The organism is Pseudothermotoga sp. U03pept, assembly GCF_051235805.1.
In the GTDB taxonomy this organism is placed as follows: Bacteria; Thermotogota; Thermotogae; order Thermotogales; family DSM-5069; genus Pseudothermotoga_B.
Window position 1 is genome coordinate 293,592 of sequence record NZ_JBPNXV010000001.1, and the last position, 17,118, is coordinate 310,709.

The 17,118-nt window shown below is 42.2% G+C and carries 16 protein-coding genes and 2 riboswitches; of the genes, 1 reads left to right on the forward strand and 15 read right to left on the reverse strand.

Going from position 1 to position 17,118, the window contains the following annotated elements:
- Positions 1–7: 7 nt before the first annotated feature.
- From purC to ACSFC1_RS01465, 4 genes are all read right to left on the reverse strand, one after another.
- A complete protein-coding gene (purC, locus tag ACSFC1_RS01450) occupies positions 8–709 on the reverse strand; it encodes a phosphoribosylaminoimidazolesuccinocarboxamide synthase (RefSeq protein WP_435564357.1) in 702 nt (233 codons plus the stop codon).
- Complete coding sequence (purE, locus tag ACSFC1_RS01455; RefSeq protein ID WP_435564358.1) at positions 706–1,191, reverse strand: 5-(carboxyamino)imidazole ribonucleotide mutase; 486 nt, start codon at positions 1,189–1,191, stop codon at positions 706–708. Before purE ends, purC begins: the two co-directional genes overlap by 4 nt.
- A gap of 46 nt (positions 1,192–1,237) precedes the next feature.
- Positions 1,238–1,340, reverse strand: a riboswitch (purine riboswitch).
- Between the two features lie 110 nt (positions 1,341–1,450).
- Complete coding sequence (locus tag ACSFC1_RS01460; RefSeq protein WP_435564359.1) at positions 1,451–2,233, reverse strand: family 1 encapsulin nanocompartment shell protein; 783 nt, start codon at positions 2,231–2,233, stop codon at positions 1,451–1,453.
- A gap of 1 nt (position 2,234) precedes the next feature.
- Positions 2,235–2,576, reverse strand: a complete 342-nt coding sequence (locus ACSFC1_RS01465) for a ferritin family protein (protein ID WP_435564360.1) — start codon at positions 2,574–2,576, stop codon at positions 2,235–2,237.
- Positions 2,577–2,851: 275 nt separating this feature from the next.
- Between ACSFC1_RS01465 and ACSFC1_RS01470 the strand changes: the two genes are divergently transcribed.
- On the forward strand, positions 2,852–3,688 hold the full coding sequence (locus ACSFC1_RS01470) for a VIT1/CCC1 transporter family protein (protein ID WP_435564361.1): 837 nt from the start codon (positions 2,852–2,854) through the stop codon (positions 3,686–3,688).
- 38 nt (positions 3,689–3,726) lie between these two features.
- Here ACSFC1_RS01470 and ACSFC1_RS01475 read toward each other — a convergent pair whose 3' ends face one another.
- The 11 genes from ACSFC1_RS01475 to ACSFC1_RS01525 all read right to left on the reverse strand — a co-directional run bounded on the left by ACSFC1_RS01475 (position 3,727) and on the right by ACSFC1_RS01525 (position 16,997).
- Positions 3,727–5,091, reverse strand: a complete 1,365-nt coding sequence (locus ACSFC1_RS01475; RefSeq protein WP_435564362.1) for a hypothetical protein — start codon at positions 5,089–5,091, stop codon at positions 3,727–3,729.
- Positions 5,072–6,352 carry a DUF58 domain-containing protein gene (locus ACSFC1_RS01480; protein ID WP_435564363.1) on the reverse strand — a complete coding sequence of 427 codons (1,281 nt, stop codon included), beginning with the start codon at positions 6,350–6,352 and terminating at the stop codon, positions 5,072–5,074. Before ACSFC1_RS01480 ends, ACSFC1_RS01475 begins: the two co-directional genes overlap by 20 nt.
- Positions 6,342–7,289, reverse strand: a complete 948-nt coding sequence (locus ACSFC1_RS01485; protein WP_435564364.1) for an AAA family ATPase — start codon at positions 7,287–7,289, stop codon at positions 6,342–6,344. Before ACSFC1_RS01485 ends, ACSFC1_RS01480 begins: the two co-directional genes overlap by 11 nt.
- Entirely contained in the window at positions 7,256–7,951 is a 696-nt protein-coding gene (locus tag ACSFC1_RS01490; protein WP_435564365.1) for a DUF6062 family protein, read from the reverse strand. Before ACSFC1_RS01490 ends, ACSFC1_RS01485 begins: the two co-directional genes overlap by 34 nt.
- Positions 7,952–7,983: 32 nt before the next feature.
- Positions 7,984–8,045, reverse strand: a riboswitch (Fluoride riboswitch).
- An 11-nt stretch (positions 8,046–8,056) separates the two neighbouring features.
- Complete coding sequence (locus ACSFC1_RS01495) at positions 8,057–10,522, reverse strand: hypothetical protein (RefSeq protein ID WP_435564366.1); 2,466 nt, start codon at positions 10,520–10,522, stop codon at positions 8,057–8,059.
- Positions 10,519–11,784 (reverse strand): CehA/McbA family metallohydrolase, encoded by a 1,266-nt coding sequence (locus ACSFC1_RS01500; protein ID WP_435564367.1) that lies wholly within the window; start codon positions 11,782–11,784, stop codon positions 10,519–10,521. Before ACSFC1_RS01500 ends, ACSFC1_RS01495 begins: the two co-directional genes overlap by 4 nt.
- Positions 11,781–12,836 carry an ABC transporter ATP-binding protein gene (locus ACSFC1_RS01505; RefSeq protein WP_435564368.1) on the reverse strand — a complete coding sequence of 352 codons (1,056 nt, stop codon included), beginning with the start codon at positions 12,834–12,836 and terminating at the stop codon, positions 11,781–11,783. The genes ACSFC1_RS01500 and ACSFC1_RS01505 overlap by 4 nt, the downstream gene beginning before the upstream one ends.
- A gap of 16 nt (positions 12,837–12,852) precedes the next feature.
- Positions 12,853–13,674: a carbohydrate ABC transporter permease gene (locus ACSFC1_RS01510; protein WP_435564369.1), complete on the reverse strand. Its 822-nt coding sequence runs from the start codon at positions 13,672–13,674 to the stop codon at positions 12,853–12,855.
- Complete coding sequence (locus ACSFC1_RS01515) at positions 13,671–14,552, reverse strand: carbohydrate ABC transporter permease (protein WP_435564370.1); 882 nt, start codon at positions 14,550–14,552, stop codon at positions 13,671–13,673. Before ACSFC1_RS01515 ends, ACSFC1_RS01510 begins: the two co-directional genes overlap by 4 nt.
- A 45-nt stretch (positions 14,553–14,597) precedes the next feature.
- The gene (locus tag ACSFC1_RS01520; RefSeq protein WP_435564371.1) at positions 14,598–15,923 is read right to left on the reverse strand and encodes an extracellular solute-binding protein; all 1,326 of its coding nucleotides are present in this window, start codon (positions 15,921–15,923) and stop codon (positions 14,598–14,600) included.
- A 24-nt stretch (positions 15,924–15,947) separates the two neighbouring features.
- Positions 15,948–16,997, reverse strand: a complete 1,050-nt coding sequence (locus tag ACSFC1_RS01525) for a GntR family transcriptional regulator (RefSeq protein WP_435564372.1) — start codon at positions 16,995–16,997, stop codon at positions 15,948–15,950.
- Positions 16,998–17,118 lie beyond the last annotated feature (121 nt).

Here is a 17,118-nt window from a genome sequence, read left to right on the forward strand (position 1 = left end):
ATCACTCCTAAATGCTCACTCTTTTGTAGATTTCCCAGTAAGCTTCTTCGACATTACCCAGATCCCTTCTGAATCTATCTTTGTCTAATTTCTCGTTTGTCGAGCTGTCCCAGAATCTACAGGTATCTGGTGAGATCTCATCTGCGAGTAAGATCTGAGTGTCTTTTCTGCCAAACTCCAGTTTGAAATCGACCAAGACAATTCCTCGTTGTGCCAAGAAACTCTTCAGAATCTCGTTCACCTTCAAAGCGGTCTGCTCTATCTGTTTGAGTTCTTCCTCTGTTGCCAGTTCCATGGCAAGGGTGTGGTAGTGATTTATCATCGGGTCACCGAGTTCATCACTTTTGTAACAGAACTCTAAGACGGTTCTTTTCAGCGTAGTCCCTTCTGGTAAGCCAAGTCTTTTTGAAAGACTTCCTGCAACGATGTTTCTCACTATAACTTCTATAGGGACTATCTTGACTGCTCTGACGAGCATCTCTCTATCGCTCAAAGTCTTGACAAAGTGTGTCTGTACGCCGTGCTTTTCTATTAACTGGAAGAAGATCGCAGAGATCTTGTTGTTAAGAATACCTTTGTTTGTTATTGTGCCGCGTTTTTTGCCGTCAAATGCCGTTGCATCGTCCTTGTACTCGATGATGAAAAGGTCTGAGTCATCTGTCCTATACACCCTCTTGGCTTTGCCTTCGTAGATCATTTCTTTCTTCATTTATTCACCCCATTTCTCAAAGAAGAATTCTTTTTGACAACGGTACTTCTCAGATTCTCACGGTACTCTTTCAATTTCTCTCTGAGCTTTTGATCGGTGAGTGAAAGTATCTGAACTGCAAACAGTCCGGCGTTTTTTGCACCATCTACTGCCATTGTCGCCACAGGTACACCTGTTGGCATTTGGCAGATTGAAAGAAGCGAATCGAGTCCATTCAAAGAAACAGAAAGAGGCACACCGATCACTGGTAGTGTGGTCATCGAGGCTATGACTCCAGGTAGATGAGCTGCTTTGCCTGCCATTGCGATGATAACTGAAAACTCTTTTTCTGCGTTTTTCGCAAAGTCCATTGTTTCAAGTGGTGTTCGGTGGGCAGAAAGGATGAAGATTTCATGTGGAAGATCGAAGAGTTTGAGTACCTCAGAGGTTTCCTGTGCAAACTTCAAATCGCTGTCACTTCCTACAACAATTGCAACTTTCATCACAGCACCTCCACAAAATAAAAAATCGGTAGCGAAAGTCTCTACCGAAAACAAATAGAGCCCTTGTAGCCAGGACAGTTTACGGCTGTCCGGTAGAGACTTCCGAGCCTTATTCTCGGAATTATACAAGGGCATTCCCCGTGGGAGGGGAATATTCACTTGTACTGATTCAATAATAGCACAGACACCTGACTGCTATGTGTTTTCAAAAAGAAAAAAGTACTTTACCTTGAGTTGAATTTAGAATGGCACTCTATATCTATTTCAAGACACAGATACTCGAAGGTGCATTCAAAAGAAGTGCGATGCTTTCAGAGATAGAGAACTCCAGCTTTTCTCCCACAGGTCCTATGAAACCTATTGAGATGTCTTGACCAACTACGATAGAGGCATAGACATCTGATTCCTGTATCAGTACACCAGAGTTTTTCAAAACTGGGGCTTTGTGTACGGCTTTAACGATGGTCTTGAGGTGTTCAAATTCAGTTTGATTTCCACTTTCGTACCTTCTGAAAAGAAGGTTGTATCTGTCAGGAGAGAGAGCAAGCAAATATGGACCATGAAAGCCAGCCTCGTCAAGTTGAGTAGCAGCTTCGATGACGTCGCTGACTGCTTCGCCTACATTCTTCCAAGATCTTAACCCAGAACTTAGTACACCATCTGAGTTGAGCAAACCCTTGGAATTTATGCCTTCAAAAACCAACCTATCTTCTATCTTTGCACATTCCTTTGTGGCTTCAATCAGTGAAGAAAGATCGAGAGTGACCGCTTCTTTTTCATAGGCAGCAAGATCTCTTTTAGATATCGAGAAGGTTTTGTGTATGTAAGTCAAAGGAAGAACTTTGGTTGAAAAAATGCCAGGTTCAATTTCAACTTCTCCCAAAGACACCTGCCGTAAGCCAAAACCGAACGGTCCTTTCACTGAAAGGATCTTTCTTCCTGCAAGCTGGCTTTTTGCAACTTCTATCATGGTTCTGTTGAAAAGTTCCCAAAGCTCTGCCGAGAGAGGTGCATCTTCCTGCATCAAATACTTATTCGCCATCTTACTCACCTTCTTTGAGAGAACCAACGGTGGGTTCTTCATCACCAATTTCTTTGATAATATCTTCAACTTCCTTAGCACCCTCAGCCATGAACTGTGCCTCGTCTTTTGTGAGAATCTCCAACAGTTTTGTGAACTCTCCAATATGAACTCTTTCTTCGTCGGCGATCTCTTTGAGGACTTTTTTCGCCAAAGGATGGTCAGTAGCATCGGCATGAGACAGATATTGATGAACGGCTTCGTGCTCCGCCGCAATATTGAGTCTGATGGCTCTTATCAATTCCGAGAGTGTCAACTTTCTTTCAGGAACCTTACCACTAAATGGATTGACAAATTCTGGCATATGTTCACCTCCAAGAATATTGTATCATCTATCATTATTTTCATAACTCCAATTATTAGTACATTTGAGGTTTATGCACAATTTGGTTCCCTTCAACAGCAGTTATTCTTTTTATTATGCCTTTCTTGCAGATTTTGAAGCACCATTGACTGCCAATTGCTGAGAAATCTACACCGAGCGCTCTTGAACTTTGGCAAAAAATGACAAAAACTCCTTAGAACCTCTTGTTTTCCAATTTTTTCTAAGTTATACTACTTTCAAAGGGGTGTTCGTGATTGCTAACAGAACTTCAGCGAAATGAGATTACTGAATATCATGTTTATAGACTGCTTGCAAAGTACGAGAGATCTTCAAATCGAGAAATTCTGGCAAAGATAGCCGATGACGAACTTGCTCACTACAAGAAGATCAAAGCCATAACAAGGGAAGATCTTTCTCCCAACTGGATGAAGGTCTTTTGGTATTTTGTACTCGCAAAGACTCTTGGCTTGACCTTCGCACTGAAATTGATGGAAAGAGGCGAAGAAAAAGCACAGGAGGCTTATGGGAAGGTTGGAGAAATTAATCTAAGTCAGCTCGCAACGGAAGAAAAGGAACATGAAGAAAAGTTACTCAAGATGATCGATGAAGAAAAACTTGATTACATAGGTTCGATGGTCCTTGGTCTGAACGATGCCCTTGTGGAACTGACGGGGGCACTCGCCGGCTTAACACTCGCTCTGCAGAATAGTTCTATCGTTGCCCTTTCTGGCATAATCACCGGCATAGCCGCTGCACTTTCGATGTCTGCTTCAGATTATTTGTCCAGAAAGTCTGAGGGAGGAGAGAAGAAACCACTCAAGTCAGCATTGTACACTGGAATCGCTTATATCTTTACAGTTCTGTTTCTCACTTTTCCGTACCTTTTGTTCGAAAATCCATTTGCTGCGTTGTTTCTCACCGTAGTGAATGCAGTCTTTGTGATATTCATCTTCACCTTTTTTGTCTCAACTGTCAAGGATCAGAGTTTCAAAAAGAATTTTCTTGAGATGTTTCTCATAAGCATGGGAGTAACAGCAGTTTCGTTTCTCATAGGTCTGTTGGTTAGGAAATTTCTCGGCATTGAAGTGTAGCTGTTTTCATGTTTTGCAGTAAGTCTTTTCAAGTTTTCTCAACCTGTCTGTGAGTTGTCAATAGTTCTTATGAATTTTAAAAAATGTTCGTGAAACAGTTCTGTATCTTGCTCACTGATCGTGTGTTTGGCATATCTCACTTTTACATAGATATCACTTATCACATAAAGATCCTTGTCTTTGTTTGTGAGTGCAAGAATTTCATATGGTGTCATGTTGTGATGTTGGGGGAAATACTTTCTGCGAAGCCACCAATAAGCTCCAAGAACATACCTTTCACTGCACTCATATTCTGGAATCTTATCCAACGGATAAACCACAATATCTTCAAGAAAGTCAGTTTGTTCATCTCTCACAGGTAGTTTTATGCGCTCCGAAACTTTGAAAATAGAATATACCAAAACAACACTCATGAGTGCGAGTGAAAGAACGCTTATCCAATCAAGAATTGTTTGCATGTTTGTCAAAGATTTTTTTGTTCTTGAATCTTCGACGATCAGAACAGTTGCTTCTTGGCTAACCTGATAGCTCTCTTGAGCTTGCTGTTCACCTTCTTGAAGTGACAGAAGCTGTTGTGAGACTCTTTCACTAGGTTTTATAAATCTAAAGATGAGTGACAAAGTTGAGACTGAAACTGTAAAGATGAGCAATCCGAGTAAGAGAAGTTTGAGTGTCCCTTTTACGCCAAAGTTAGTTACTGAAAATGTGAAGAGAAGAAGGCCAAAGAGTATCAGTACAATTGGAAACCACACTTTGTCTATGAAGTCTGTCAGCCAGCTTTTTTTTGATGACTCTTGCTGATCGCTTGATTTGATCGTGATTATGAGCTGCTCTTGTGACTGAATTTTCTCGGAACTTTCTTGTTTCTGAGGTTGTGGAATAGAAGATAAAACAGGTTTCAGTGGGAAGAGATTTACTCTGGCAAAGCCAACCGCTACCAAGACAGTTGCCATAACGTACATCAGAGCAACCTTCAGATTGAACAACTTTGATTTGTTTGCGTACCAAAAGCCAATCAAAAGCCCAAAGCACAGAAGATCGAAGATTCTACCGTGAACTGTTGTCAAGCTGAAATAGAGTCCCAGAAAGATTAAAGAACTCAGTGAAAGAACCCCATCGGAGGTCGAGACCAAGACTAATGAGATGATCACAAAGATTAGTACCATGGCGCTGAAGAATTCAATCTTTACGATTCCAGAGATCACAAAGGTAGTAATGAAGATGATTGGCAATATGAGAACGATCGAACAACCTATATCCCAAGTGAGAAGTAGTACACAGAAAACTGTCAGAGCAACGAGTATTAAGTTTGCCCACAGAGGCATCAACGAACTGAATACATAGAATGCAACTAAGGCAATGACAGAGCTTGACAAAAAGCGGTTAAGGGCTTTGGATTTCATCGAAGACCTCCTGAAGTGTTTGACTTGGTTTTACTATTCTGACGATTATTTGTTCTCTTTCGAGCAATTTTGCTCTATCACCAAGTCTCTGCATGTCTATTGGATACATCTCGTATGTTCTGGAAGGTTTATACCTTGGATCTCTGTAGCCATATGGAATCAGAAGCACTATTACACGTGAACATTTTGCCCTGGCATTTATCAAAAGCGGTAAGAGTGAATCGGTCAAATACATTGATATGATGACCAAGGTGTTCGATGGTGTCAACCTATACAGATCTTTTGCCAATTCTTCATTCAGTTGTGGTCCATTCTCATCTCCTTTTGCCATTGCCAGAAGTTCAACGGCGCTCACCCAGTCAGACTTTGGTGTGTAATTCGTCTTGAGGACATCCTTCGCGATCACAACGAGATCGATTAGATTACCAAAACGTGTCAGCCAGTAAATGATCGATGAAGCCGCCAGCACCGCCTCTTCTTCGTAGTTCTTTCTTATCTGTGCCCACACATTTTTGGCAAAGATTTCTTTAGATAGATTCAGATCCAAATAGAGTATTGTACTACTGATCGCAGTGAAATCGAATTCCTTCACATACAGTGAGCCAAGTTTCGCCGATATCTTCCAATGAACTCTGTTCAAAGGCTCATTTGAGTATTCCCTCACTCCCTTCACCTGAGTTGTGTCTTCGAGCAATTTGAAATCAGATTTGCTTCCCGGAAGTAACTCTCGAAGTCTCGATGGGAATGATTCTAAGTGCATGATCTTGGGAAGTACGAGTATTTCTTGATCTGCGTGGTAGTAAGCCCAATGCTTGAAGAAACCAAGAGGATGTTCGTAGACAACAACAAAATCTGTGAGAACCTTTCTGCCACGAGTAGAAAAGGATGTCTTAGCCTGTATCGTAACTGTTTGAGACTTTTTCAGCGTCACTTCCTGTTCCAGTAGATTGTATGACAGAAACTCAGCAATCTCTATTTGAGACAGAACGGTTACTCTTAATGATCCAGAATTATTGTACAACCTGTGAGTTACAATGACATCTTCATTTGTAAAAGCCCTTGTTCTATTTGAAAATCGTTCAACTTCAAGATTTGCTATTGTTTGTCTTGTTGTGAAGTAATTCATCCAAAGAAATGCACATGAGACGCTCAAGAGCACCGAAAAGCCATTGAGGTTTGCGACAAGCCAGAGTGTTGAGAGAACTGTCAAGATCGCGAGCAAACTGTTCGACGAAACGATTTTTCTTGGTTTAAGTTTCACTCTTTATGGGAGCCTCCTCCGTTTTGAGAATTTCTTCGATTATCTGTTGCTTAGTTTTTCTCATGAGCCTTGCCTCGGGTCTGAGTATTATTCTGTGGGCGAGTGTATCGATTACTATTTCCTTCACATCGTCTGGTAGGACATACTCTCTACCTCTCAACGCAGCGAGTGCTTTCGAAATCTCCATTAAGGCGATGGCACCTCTTGGGCTTGCGCCAAGGGCTATGTCTTCATGGCTTCTGGTGCGTGAGACGATTCTCACGATGTACTCTAATATAGAGTCGTCAATATAGACTTTCTTAATCATCTCCTTGGCGTGAGCCAATTCACTTTCATCACAGACTGGCTGTAGTGAGTCAATAGGATGCATCTTTTCTAATCTGCGGAGCATCTGCATTTCTTCTGTTTTTTCGAGATACCCCAGTGACACACAGATTGCGAATCTGTCTAACTGTGCCTCTGGTAATGGAAATGTCCCTTCGAACTCAACGGGATTTTGCGTGGCTATCACAAAAAAGTGCTTGCTCAGTGGGTAAGTTGTACCATCCACTGTTACCTGTCTTTCCGCCATGGCTTGTAATAAGGCAGACTGTGTTCTTGGAGTTGCTCGGTTTATCTCGTCTGCGAGAAGTAGGTCTGTGAAGAGAGGTCCCTTTTTGAAAACAAATTCATTCTGTTTGGTATCCAAGATGTTCAAGCCAGTTATGTCTGATGGCAACAGATCTGGCGTGCACTGTATTCTGTTGAAGCTCAGTCCAGTAGAGATTGCCAATGCTCTTGCCAACATTGTTTTACCAACACCGGGTACATCGTTTAGAAGGACATGTCCGTCACTCAGCATCGAAGCCAATATTTTCTCAATGATGAGTTCTTTCCCAACGATCACCTTTGACACATTTTCAGTTACGCGTCTTGCGAAAGTTTCCAAGGTTTCCATCTCGAACTCCTCCTGGCATTCAAATTCACTGGTTTGGCAAGTATCCCACCAGCAATTCTATACGCACTTGCTTCTTCTTCCTTAAAAGATTCCCTGTTTCGATAATCGTGTTTCTTAATGAACATAGATAGATCATTTTTCAGTGAAGTCAGCTTTGCTATCTCAATTTCACTTAAGCTATTTCTGTAAGCAGGATTCATCTTTGAAGACAATTTGCAATAATGATCGATACATAGGATTGATTTGCTTTTTCTGAAAAGATCTAAGCCTTCTCTATCGTTGAACAACTTGCCAAAGGAAGTTATGTACATTCTCTCAATTTCAGTTTCACGGTTGCACAAGTAACAGTTGTGATTCAAAGACGTGGTTTCATTTAAGGCTTTGAGATGGCTATCCATCATGTCTTCATATATTATTGCAATTCCTAACAACCCGAGCTCAGGATGCTTCTGAAGGTATTGCTGAACCTTGTCGGTATGTCTCTTGCACAAGCCAACCTCCCTCAGATCTGCTCTGATCTGAGGATCATTCACAAGTTCATAGAGTATCGTATCGATGAGTTGTTCAACACTTCTTTCAACAAGCACGCACACAGGACAGTTTCTATCTTTTTTCATAAGAGTGTCGATAATCTTGATTTCGGTGAAGTCTCTTGGTTTCAATTGTCCCACCTCAAAGAAAAAAGCTCCTACTCTTTCGAGTAGGAGTCATCAGCCTCTACAGGCAATTATGGCAGACTCCATTGCCTAAGGAAATTATAGCATGGTTTATACCTGGATCAACCAACTTCTCACATTCGTCAATCTATCATGATCTTGGACAGCTTTCTCAGCAAGATTTGTTTCTGAGATCGGTTTTGTGCATCTGAGAATTGGGCTTTTTCCCTCTGGATTGAAGGCACGTACTATCACGCCTTCACCATTTTGTGATGGTTTGAAGGCGTTCAAAAATCCATCGGTCAGTTCGATTTTCTCCACACTAAGAGTTTCTTCAAACTTCCCCTGTATCGCCAGAGGCGGGACTTGATACTCTCTGACCTTTCTGTAGACTTCTTCAAGACTCCAATCTTCGTGAAGTATGATTGAAAATTCCACACTGTGCTCGCCAATGCCTTGTGCTTCAGGTGTCTTGATGCCAGGTCCTGCGTGTCCTGGTCTGGTGACAAGATCGTTTCTCGAAAGCCATTCGACACTTCTCAAAAGAGTTATCTTCAAACCTTCCTTTTCCACGCGTACTTCTCTCAATCCTTTGGTGGAAATCGTGATACCCACTTGCGGTATCGTCACAAACCAGTACATGGCAAAGTTGTTCTCAGGAAGCTCTGCCCACTGGGAGTAATCAGCGTTGAAGTTTTCTATCTTGTGAACAACAGGACCAAAGTATCCATCGGTAATGACTTCGGTCAAGTCTTTCATCGGGAAGACAACCGAAAGTCTGTGATCCTTGGCAAGATTGGTGAATCTTAGCTTAACATCTACTCTTGGCAGATCACGATAAAAAGTGTACTCGATCTCAAAGGGTAAGTGAACCAATCTTTCAGAACGACTCTTTCTGTTGCTCTGTATCGACTCAGGTATGAGCATATGATTTTTCACAGCCACCTTCTTGACAAAGGAACAGTTGACAGTCTCAGTTATTGTTGCCCTTGAATCGAGTGAAGTGAAGATTTCTTTCTGTGCAAAGCTGTAGTTGTACTCATCGCCAACGTCTTCAATATCCTCCAAGTAGCAAAGATTTTCCACAGTCTTTCCAGCATGATTCAGTGTCAAAGTTCCGTTCTCTTTTATTCGATGAGGTGAGTTGAAGACATTCTCAGATCGCTTGCCTTTTGGTACGACTTTGAAGGTCTTGAAGCCAAAGGCTGGTACGTTTATGTTCACCAAATAAGTATGCCTTTCCCTGAGATCATTTTCAACAGCTTTAGTCGTGTGGTTTTCATAGAATCTCACAAGAGTGCTCAAATCTGTTTCAGAGTTTTCTACGCAATTCAATGCAACTGACTCAGCGATCTCTCCATTTTCCTCGTCGACAAAATCGTAGCTTCCTTCGGGTAAACGCAGATGACTTTCGACAACCCCTTTGAACTCTCTTTCAAGTGGGTTGAAGAATGTGAGCGCCATATCGCTGGTGCGTTCCCCCATGATCTGGAGGAAGGTTTTCGCAAACAAAGCCTTGCCATGGTCTATTGATCTTTTCAACCTGTTCTGAACTGTTCTGTGAACTTCATCGATGCTACAACCACAGATGCTGTCATGAGGTTGACATTGCAGTATCAACTTCCATCCATAAGAAAGCGACTGATATGGGGTTGAGTTGCCAAGAAGTTTTGAGATTGCAAGGATCGGTTCAAGATAGTGAATGTAGAATTTCTCAGCTCTGTGATGCAATATCTTTTCCCAGATTCGTGCTGAAGTCACGTCTTTGAGAATCGGGAAGGCCCTCGGTGATCTAAGTTCTCCAGAAACGCTCACTTTCGGAGTACTGAGTTTCGAGATGTATTCTTCAAAACTCGTCTGGACAAACTCCATTTCCGATGTAGAAGCCTCCTCAATGATCTTCCCAACATCGCAGTACGGTATCTCGTGGTCCGTCCCATTCATCAGAAGAGGCGGGTTGGTTGGATCGATCTTTGAGAGAATCTTTGCTTCTTCTATGAACTTTTCTTTGAGGGCTTCACGCTCAATTCCAAAGTGCGCAGCATTTGAGTAACTGTGAATCAGATAAACTACGTTAACAGAATCACCAAAAGGGCTCGACCAAGAAAAGGTCGTTTTTTCAATGTTATCTATTCCGCGCCATATAACTGCCCATTTCATACCCAAGCCTTTGATTATAGATGGCATGTAAGCGTTGTGACCAAACATGTCTGGTAGGTAACCAATCTTTGAGATTTTGATATCGAGCTGCTCGGCGATTTTCTCACTGTACAGGTAATTTCTGATCCAAGATTCAGAATTTACCAGAAATTCATCTGCTAGTATGTACCAGGGCCCTACGGCTATTCTTCCTTTTCGTATCAACTTTAGAAGTTCCTCTTTTTGACCCATAGTCTCTTGAAAGTCTTCGAGTACTATCGTTTGACCATCCAAGTGAAAGTGTTTGAAAGAGTCATCTTTGCTCATGATTTGAGTCAATTTTTCCAGCAGGAGTGTCAGTCTTTCTCTGAAGATTTCGAAGGTGGCATACCACTCTCTGTCCCAATGGGTATGTGTGATCATGTAAGCCTTTTTCAATTCTCTTCACCTCTCTTTACAAAGACTGGGTTTGTTATGAAAATCGGTAAACTGTGCTTGCCGTAGACGATGAGAATCACAAAATCATCTGGGTGAACCTCTATTTTTGTATCTATCTCCTTGACTTTGCCGAAATCTTTTGATGAGCTTTTTGTGACTATCATCACATTTTGTTGATCAAAGTCACCGATATTAGCCATCACGCGCACACTTTCCTGCCAAGAGATGGTCTGTCCAAAGGATTTTCCTTCAACCGTAAAGGACAGGCCGTTCGTGTAGCCCAGATAAGTTTTGCCAAACTTTATTGCATAGATCACCTCTGATAGGCTCAATTCTCTTACAAGTACAACAGTCTTGAGCCAATCTGAGTCAGAACGTCTGTGCAAATCTCTACCCGCAGTTGCCGTTGTTCTTCTACCTTTTTTGAGATTCTCAATCCACTTTCCTATTGCTTCGAAATTCAGTTCAAATCTGCTCAAATCTGAATTCCAGACTTCGACAAAATCGCTCACAAATGGGTTGAAATCATACATCCATTTGCATCCAACACACAACGGATCTCCCAAAGCGAATGGATGGGCAACTCCAATGAGTCCATTCTGCAGATGAACTTCTCTTAGTATTTGAGGTATCTTTTTCTGGGTGCCGTCAGCCTCTTTCCAGTCTATGAAGGTCTTGCATCCCAAGATGAGTGCGTGACCGTTAAAGGTGTTGAGTTCTTGCCCGGGGAAACAACTGATACCTTCGATATCTTCTATCTCTCTCCATCCAGTTATGTTGCTGTGATCTGTCAAGAAGAAGAAGTCAAACCCAATTTCCTTGAGGTATCTTGAGAGCTCCTGAACGGCGAAAACCCCATCGCTGTGCACACTGTGTGTGTGCAATTCTCCAATGAAAGCTGTGTACTTCAGATCACCCTGTGTTTCAATAAGAACTTTGTATCTAACATCTGTGAATAAGTAGTGGTTTTCGAAGCAAATCGTCCATTCTCCAGGTAAAGGAAGTGTTCTTTCTGCAGCGCAAGTTGCATCTTTTCCAACTGTGAATTCTTTCGTTCCTCGATCGTATCTCCCCATGAATCTTCCAAGTGAATCGTAGATCAGAAGGTTGACGTGATTCTGTATCGGTCCAACTGAGGTTGGAGAGTACTCAAAATGTATTCGTACACTGCTTGTATTTTCTGGGACTTCAAAATGTTGGAAGATCAATCTCTTAGAATCTTCTGCTGCCAGTTTTCCTTCGATTATCACAGGTTCACTCATCTGGCCACCCTCTGTCCATTTTCATCGAATATGTGGATCTTGTCTCTTTTGAAGTTAATCCAAATTTTATCACCAGGTTTGTAAGGGACATCTTCGAAAACAAGAGATTTCAACTGGTACCCATTGACACTGAGAGTCACTATTGTTTCGACGCCGAGTGGTTCAACAACGAAAATCTCTGCAACAAGATCTCCTTTGGTTGGATGTAGTTGAAGGTTCTCTGGTCTTATTCCAAGATAGCCTCTTTGAAGATCTTTCTTCAGTGAAGGTTGTAGGTCGATCCTCTGTTCACCTATGTAACAGTGATTTTCAGATATCTCGCACCGGAGAATATTCATCGGAGGATTGCCTATAAAGGATGCAACAAATGTATTTGCAGGTTCGTCGTAGATCTCTTTGGGAGAGCCAATCTGTTTGACAACCCCATTATCCATTACTGCTATCTTCGTTGACAAAGCCATTGCCTCAGCCTGATCGTGCGTGACATACACCACAGCAGTGCCAAGTTCTGTGTAAAGGTGTTTAAGGAAACTTCTTGCCTCCAATCTGAGTTTTGCATCAAGATTAGACAAAGGTTCATCTAACAAGAAAACCGATGGTGTTTGTATCATTGCCCGAGCCAATGCCACTCTCTGCTGTTGTCCACCGCTTATCTGTTGTGGGTATCTGTCCAAAAGTTGGTGTATTTGAAGACTTTGTGCAATATAACCGACTCTTTTCTCTATCTCTGCCTTCGGCATTTTTCTGACGACAAGTGGGTATGAGATGTTTTCCTTAACGGTCATGTGAGGATAAAGCGCGTAGTTTTGAAAGACCATGGCAACATTTCTCTCCTTCGGGAGTTTGTACGTAACGTCCTGATTGGCTATGAAAATCTTGCCATCATCTGGTATCTCAAGTCCGGCAATGAGTCTCAATGTGGTGGTCTTTCCACAGCCCGATGGTCCAAGTAAGGTGAAGAAATCGTTTCTTTCTATTGAAAAACTCACATTTTTCACCGCGATCACATTGTCGAAATGTTTTACAACGTTTACGAACTCTATCCAAGGCACTTCAGAATACCTCCTTTTAGCCTTTTATGCCACCGTAGAATGAAAAGCCAAACTTTCTTTCGATCAGAAAATAGGTCACTATGACTGGGGTTGTGTAGAGCAAGGCATAAGCAGAGATCATGCCTATGTCTGGAACACCTATTTCGGTGAAGAATGTGTATATCGCTATTGATACTGGATATTTTGTATGAGACCTCAGAAGTATGAACGGTATGAGAAAATTACTCCATGATTGAGCAAAAACAAGCATTGCAATCACTATTATTCCCTTGCTCGAAAGAGGTAAGAATATTCTGAACATGACTTGAAGTGGAGAGCTTCCATCGACGAGTGCAGCTTCTTCGAAAGTTCTGGGAATTGAATCAAAAAAATCTTTCAGAATGAATATCGAGGTCGGTAACATACCTCCTGTCATCGTCAAGATCACGCCAAGTTCTTTGTCGATCAGGCCAAACCTCAGATTCAATATGAATATCGGTACCATCGCTGCCACACCTGTAACTATGCTCGAAAAGAGAACGAGTACGTAGAGCAGGATATCTCTACCTCTGAAATAATGCCTTGAGAGAACATATGATGCAAAGAGCGCACAAGTAGTTACGAGGAGGACTACTCCTACAGAAATGATCACGCTGTTCTTGAATGCAGTTACTGCGGTTTTGTTCTGAAAGACCTTTACGAAGTTTTCAAGTGTCGGAGTCGAGAATGATATGAAAAGCGATGGTCGCGAGCTGAAGGGTGTTACCAGCAACCAAAGAATTGGGGCAATAAAGAAAGCAAGTATTGGACTGAGTATTATATAAGTTGTGATCTTACTGATCCTTCTTGGGTCTCTCATGTTCTTTTCCTCCGTGACAGAGTTATGTAGAAAACGGCAAGCACAAGATTTATCATCAGAACAACAGTTGATATCGCTGAACCATAACCTATTTTGAAATACCTGAAGGCATTTCTGTAGATGTAAATTGGTAGAAGTTCTGTTCTAAAGGATGGTCCTCCACCTGTCAACAGATAAGGTGTAAAGACGTTGAAGGTCCACAGGGTTATCAATATGAAATCGGTGAAGATGTAGCTTTTTACGTTCGGCAGAATGATATCTTTGAACTTTCTCCAACTCGACGTTCCTATTATGTCGGCAGTCTCAAGATAAGATGGTGGAATAGTTTCAAGGGCTGCCGAGAAGAGAAGCATCGAATATGCTGTACCTCTCCAGGTGTTGAAGATCACGATTGTGAAAATCGGATGATCGTAGAACCAGTTAATCTTTCCAGCTCCCATCCAAGAGAGTAATGAATTCAGCGTTCCATAGTCTTTGTCAAGAAAGGCAATCCACAAGTAGGCGACTACAACTTCTGGTATGATCCATGCAAGAATGACTACTGATTGAACCAGTGTTTTGAGTCTGTGACTTTTTCTATAAGTCAGTAGTGCTAAGACCATCCCAAGACCAGCTTGCCCTATTATTGCGGAGCCAAAAACGAACAACAAACTTATTCGAAGGGCGTTGTAAAAGAAACGATCTGAAAGAATTCTTCTGAAATTATCAAAGCCGACAAAGTCTGGACTTCTTGCTTTTACACCAGTCAGTGTTTCATTCGTCATACCCACTTTCAGAACCCAGATTGCTGGAAAGATGAGGAAGATCGATATGAACACTAAAGCTGGTATCAGAAGAATGAAAGTCATCTTTTTACCCATCAAATATCTTCTGTGCAAAGAGATCACCATCCAAAAGAAGGGGGGATAAACCCCCCTTTCGAATCAAGGTTTTTCGGTCACATTTTCTTTGCCAACTATTCGAGTTACCTCTGCTGCAAATTCTTTGAGTGCCTGGTCGATCGTCATTTGTTTTGTCACGACTCTCTCTGTCAAAAGTTGAGCTTGGAAAGATATCTCTGGATAGACTGGGAATGCAGGTCTGAAGGTAGTGTACTTCACCAAGGCTCTGCTCGTTTCAGCGATGAATTTGTCTCTGTTGATAGTCCAGCAAGAATCGGCAAGGTCAGATCTTGGTGAGACAAATGGTTTCAGTTCAAAGTAGGTAAGTTGTGGTTCTATGTAGAGGATTCTCTTGAGGACTTCTGCCACTAGTTTTGGATTCTTTGTATTCGGGTTGACCGCGAAGCCTGTACCGCCAGAGATTGAGACAAACTCTGGATCTCCTGGTTTGCCTCTCCCAGGCATTGCAGCCCAACCGATTCTCTCGTCTCTATCAGGAAAGCCCCAGGATGCATTGTTTGGATTGAGTACGGAGGTGAACATCCATGTTCCTTCAACGTACATGGCTATCTTCTCTTGTCTGAAGAGCTCAAAGCTTTTTTCACGTGCACCTGGTGAGACTTGAAGTTGTGCATCTCCAAGTTTTTCATCGACGTAGATTTGTTTGTAAAAGGCAAGTGTGTCTCTCAATGCGCTGCTGTTTGTGATCCACTTTCCGCTTTCCCAGTCGTAGAGATTTCCACCAGCCCCGAGCAGAACCATGAAGAATCCCTGCATCGTTGTAGCTTCGCCCATCTCTGTACCGGCATTGATCTGCAATGGTGTCACACCAGGGAGCTTCTCTTTGATGATTCTTGCAGTTTTGATGATATCCTCCCAACTCTTCGGTTGCCATGGAATTGGTATCCCTGCCTTCTTGAAGAGCTCCTTGTTGTAATAAATCATTCTGACATCTGTGGAGGCAGGTACAAGATAGGTCTTTCCTTTGTAACTACCCATCGCTTTCATTGAATCATAGTAGTATTTCCAAGCTGGAATAGATTCAAGAATATCGTCGATGGGCCTCAGATAACCTGCTTCGACGAACTCCGGTACCCAAAAGCCGTCGATCCAGAGTATGTCTGCTCCGCCGCCACCTTTGATGTCCAGAACTATCCTGGCTTTGAAGTCTTCGTCTTTGATACCGGTCTGAATCAATTCAACTTGGATATTCAGTTCTTTCTCAATACTTGGGATGAACTTTTCAAACCAGTCAACTACCTGCGTGTTCTTGCCACCCTTGATGGCATTTGCGATGATGGTGACTTTTTCAGCAGCTACAAAGATAGCCAAAGCGACCAGCAGTAACAAACAAAACAACCTTTTCATGAAAACACCTCCCCCTATGAAGTGCTACTTGCAACCACAGGAATGTCGAACAACCAACTTTGTGGGAACGTACTGCACTCTTTCTTCTACATCATTCCATGCCAAAAGAGAGATGAGAGTTGCAGCTGCTCTTTCGCCTATTTTCTCTGGATATTGACGCACCGTGGTGAGTTTTGGTTGAATGAACTCGCTGAAAGGCCTGTCGTCAAAGCCTACTACAGCAATGTCTTCTGGAATCGAAAAACCAAAGGTCTGTAAATGAGATATTATCTCTACAGCGAGTAAATCTGTACAGGCAAAGATGGCGTCAAATTGTTTTACCATCTGGTGCAAATCCTTTATCTGTTGTTTATCGATCTGAATCAAGTGGATAATTGCGTTGTGTTCGTCACACGCTCTTTTTGCACCGCGAAATCTTTCTCTAACACTGCTCACCTTGGTGCTCTCCCAAGAAACGAAGGCGATCTTCCTGTAGTTGTGCACCTCAACTAAGTGCTTCGTGATATCGTAAGCGCCTTTTTGGTTGTCTGACTGAACGCTGTGATACTCCAACCCTTCGATTGTTCTGTCTACGAAGACAACTGGCTTCTTCTGCCTTACCAACTCAAGGAGTGTCTCATCAGAAAGAGAACACAGATGTGGAAGGATTATGAAACCAGCTACTTCAAGCCGCACGAGTCTGTTCAGTTTTTCTCTCTCGGAGTTCTCATCATCGTCAGAAAACTGCACCACCGGATGAAAATCCAAGGTAGATAGATATTCTTCGACACCCCGCAGGATGCCAACACTCAACACATCAGAAGCTGTTGTCAGAAAGACACCAACCAACTTTGAGGAAACAGGTTGAATTTTCGAAGAAGGTTTTTGAACAAAAGCACCTATGCCCTGCAATCTGTAAATGTATCCTTCCAAAGCAAGTTCGTCTATGGCTTTTCTCACAGTTATTCTGCTCACTTGAAATAGATCCATCAACTCTTTTTCAGACGGTATTCGTTCTTCGGCTGCAAGTTCACCTTTCCTAATCTTAGAGAGGATGTATTCTTTCACCACTTTGTACATCGGCTTGTTCTTCAACACACTCACCCCACTTATCATTACATGTTATATCATATATTTGCTCTCATGTCAACAAGATTGACAAATTTGACACGTGATGTGAACTTTTCATGAGAAAAGTATAATAATTGTTATGGAG

Bases quoted from the DNA above. Each gene is read 5' to 3' on its own strand.
- purC (WP_435564357.1), bottom strand. From the start codon at position 709: ATGAAGAAAGAAATGATCTACGAAGGCAAAGCCAAGAGGGTGTATAGG.
- purE (WP_435564358.1), bottom strand. From the start codon at position 1,191: ATGAAAGTTGCAATTGTTGTAGGAAGTGACAGCGATTTGAAGTTTGCA.
- ACSFC1_RS01460 (WP_435564359.1), bottom strand. From the start codon at position 2,233: ATGGCGAATAAGTATTTGATGCAGGAAGATGCACCTCTCTCGGCAGAG.
- ACSFC1_RS01465 (WP_435564360.1), bottom strand. From the start codon at position 2,576: ATGCCAGAATTTGTCAATCCATTTAGTGGTAAGGTTCCTGAAAGAAAG.
- ACSFC1_RS01475 (WP_435564362.1), bottom strand. From the start codon at position 5,091: ATGAAATCCAAAGCCCTTAACCGCTTTTTGTCAAGCTCTGTCATTGCC.
- ACSFC1_RS01485 (WP_435564364.1), bottom strand. From the start codon at position 7,289: ATGGAAACCTTGGAAACTTTCGCAAGACGCGTAACTGAAAATGTGTCA.
- ACSFC1_RS01500 (WP_435564367.1), bottom strand. From the start codon at position 11,784: ATGAGTGAACCTGTGATAATCGAAGGAAAACTGGCAGCAGAAGATTCT.
- ACSFC1_RS01510 (WP_435564369.1), bottom strand. From the start codon at position 13,674: ATGAGAGACCCAAGAAGGATCAGTAAGATCACAACTTATATAATACTC.
- ACSFC1_RS01520 (WP_435564371.1), bottom strand. From the start codon at position 15,923: ATGAAAAGGTTGTTTTGTTTGTTACTGCTGGTCGCTTTGGCTATCTTT.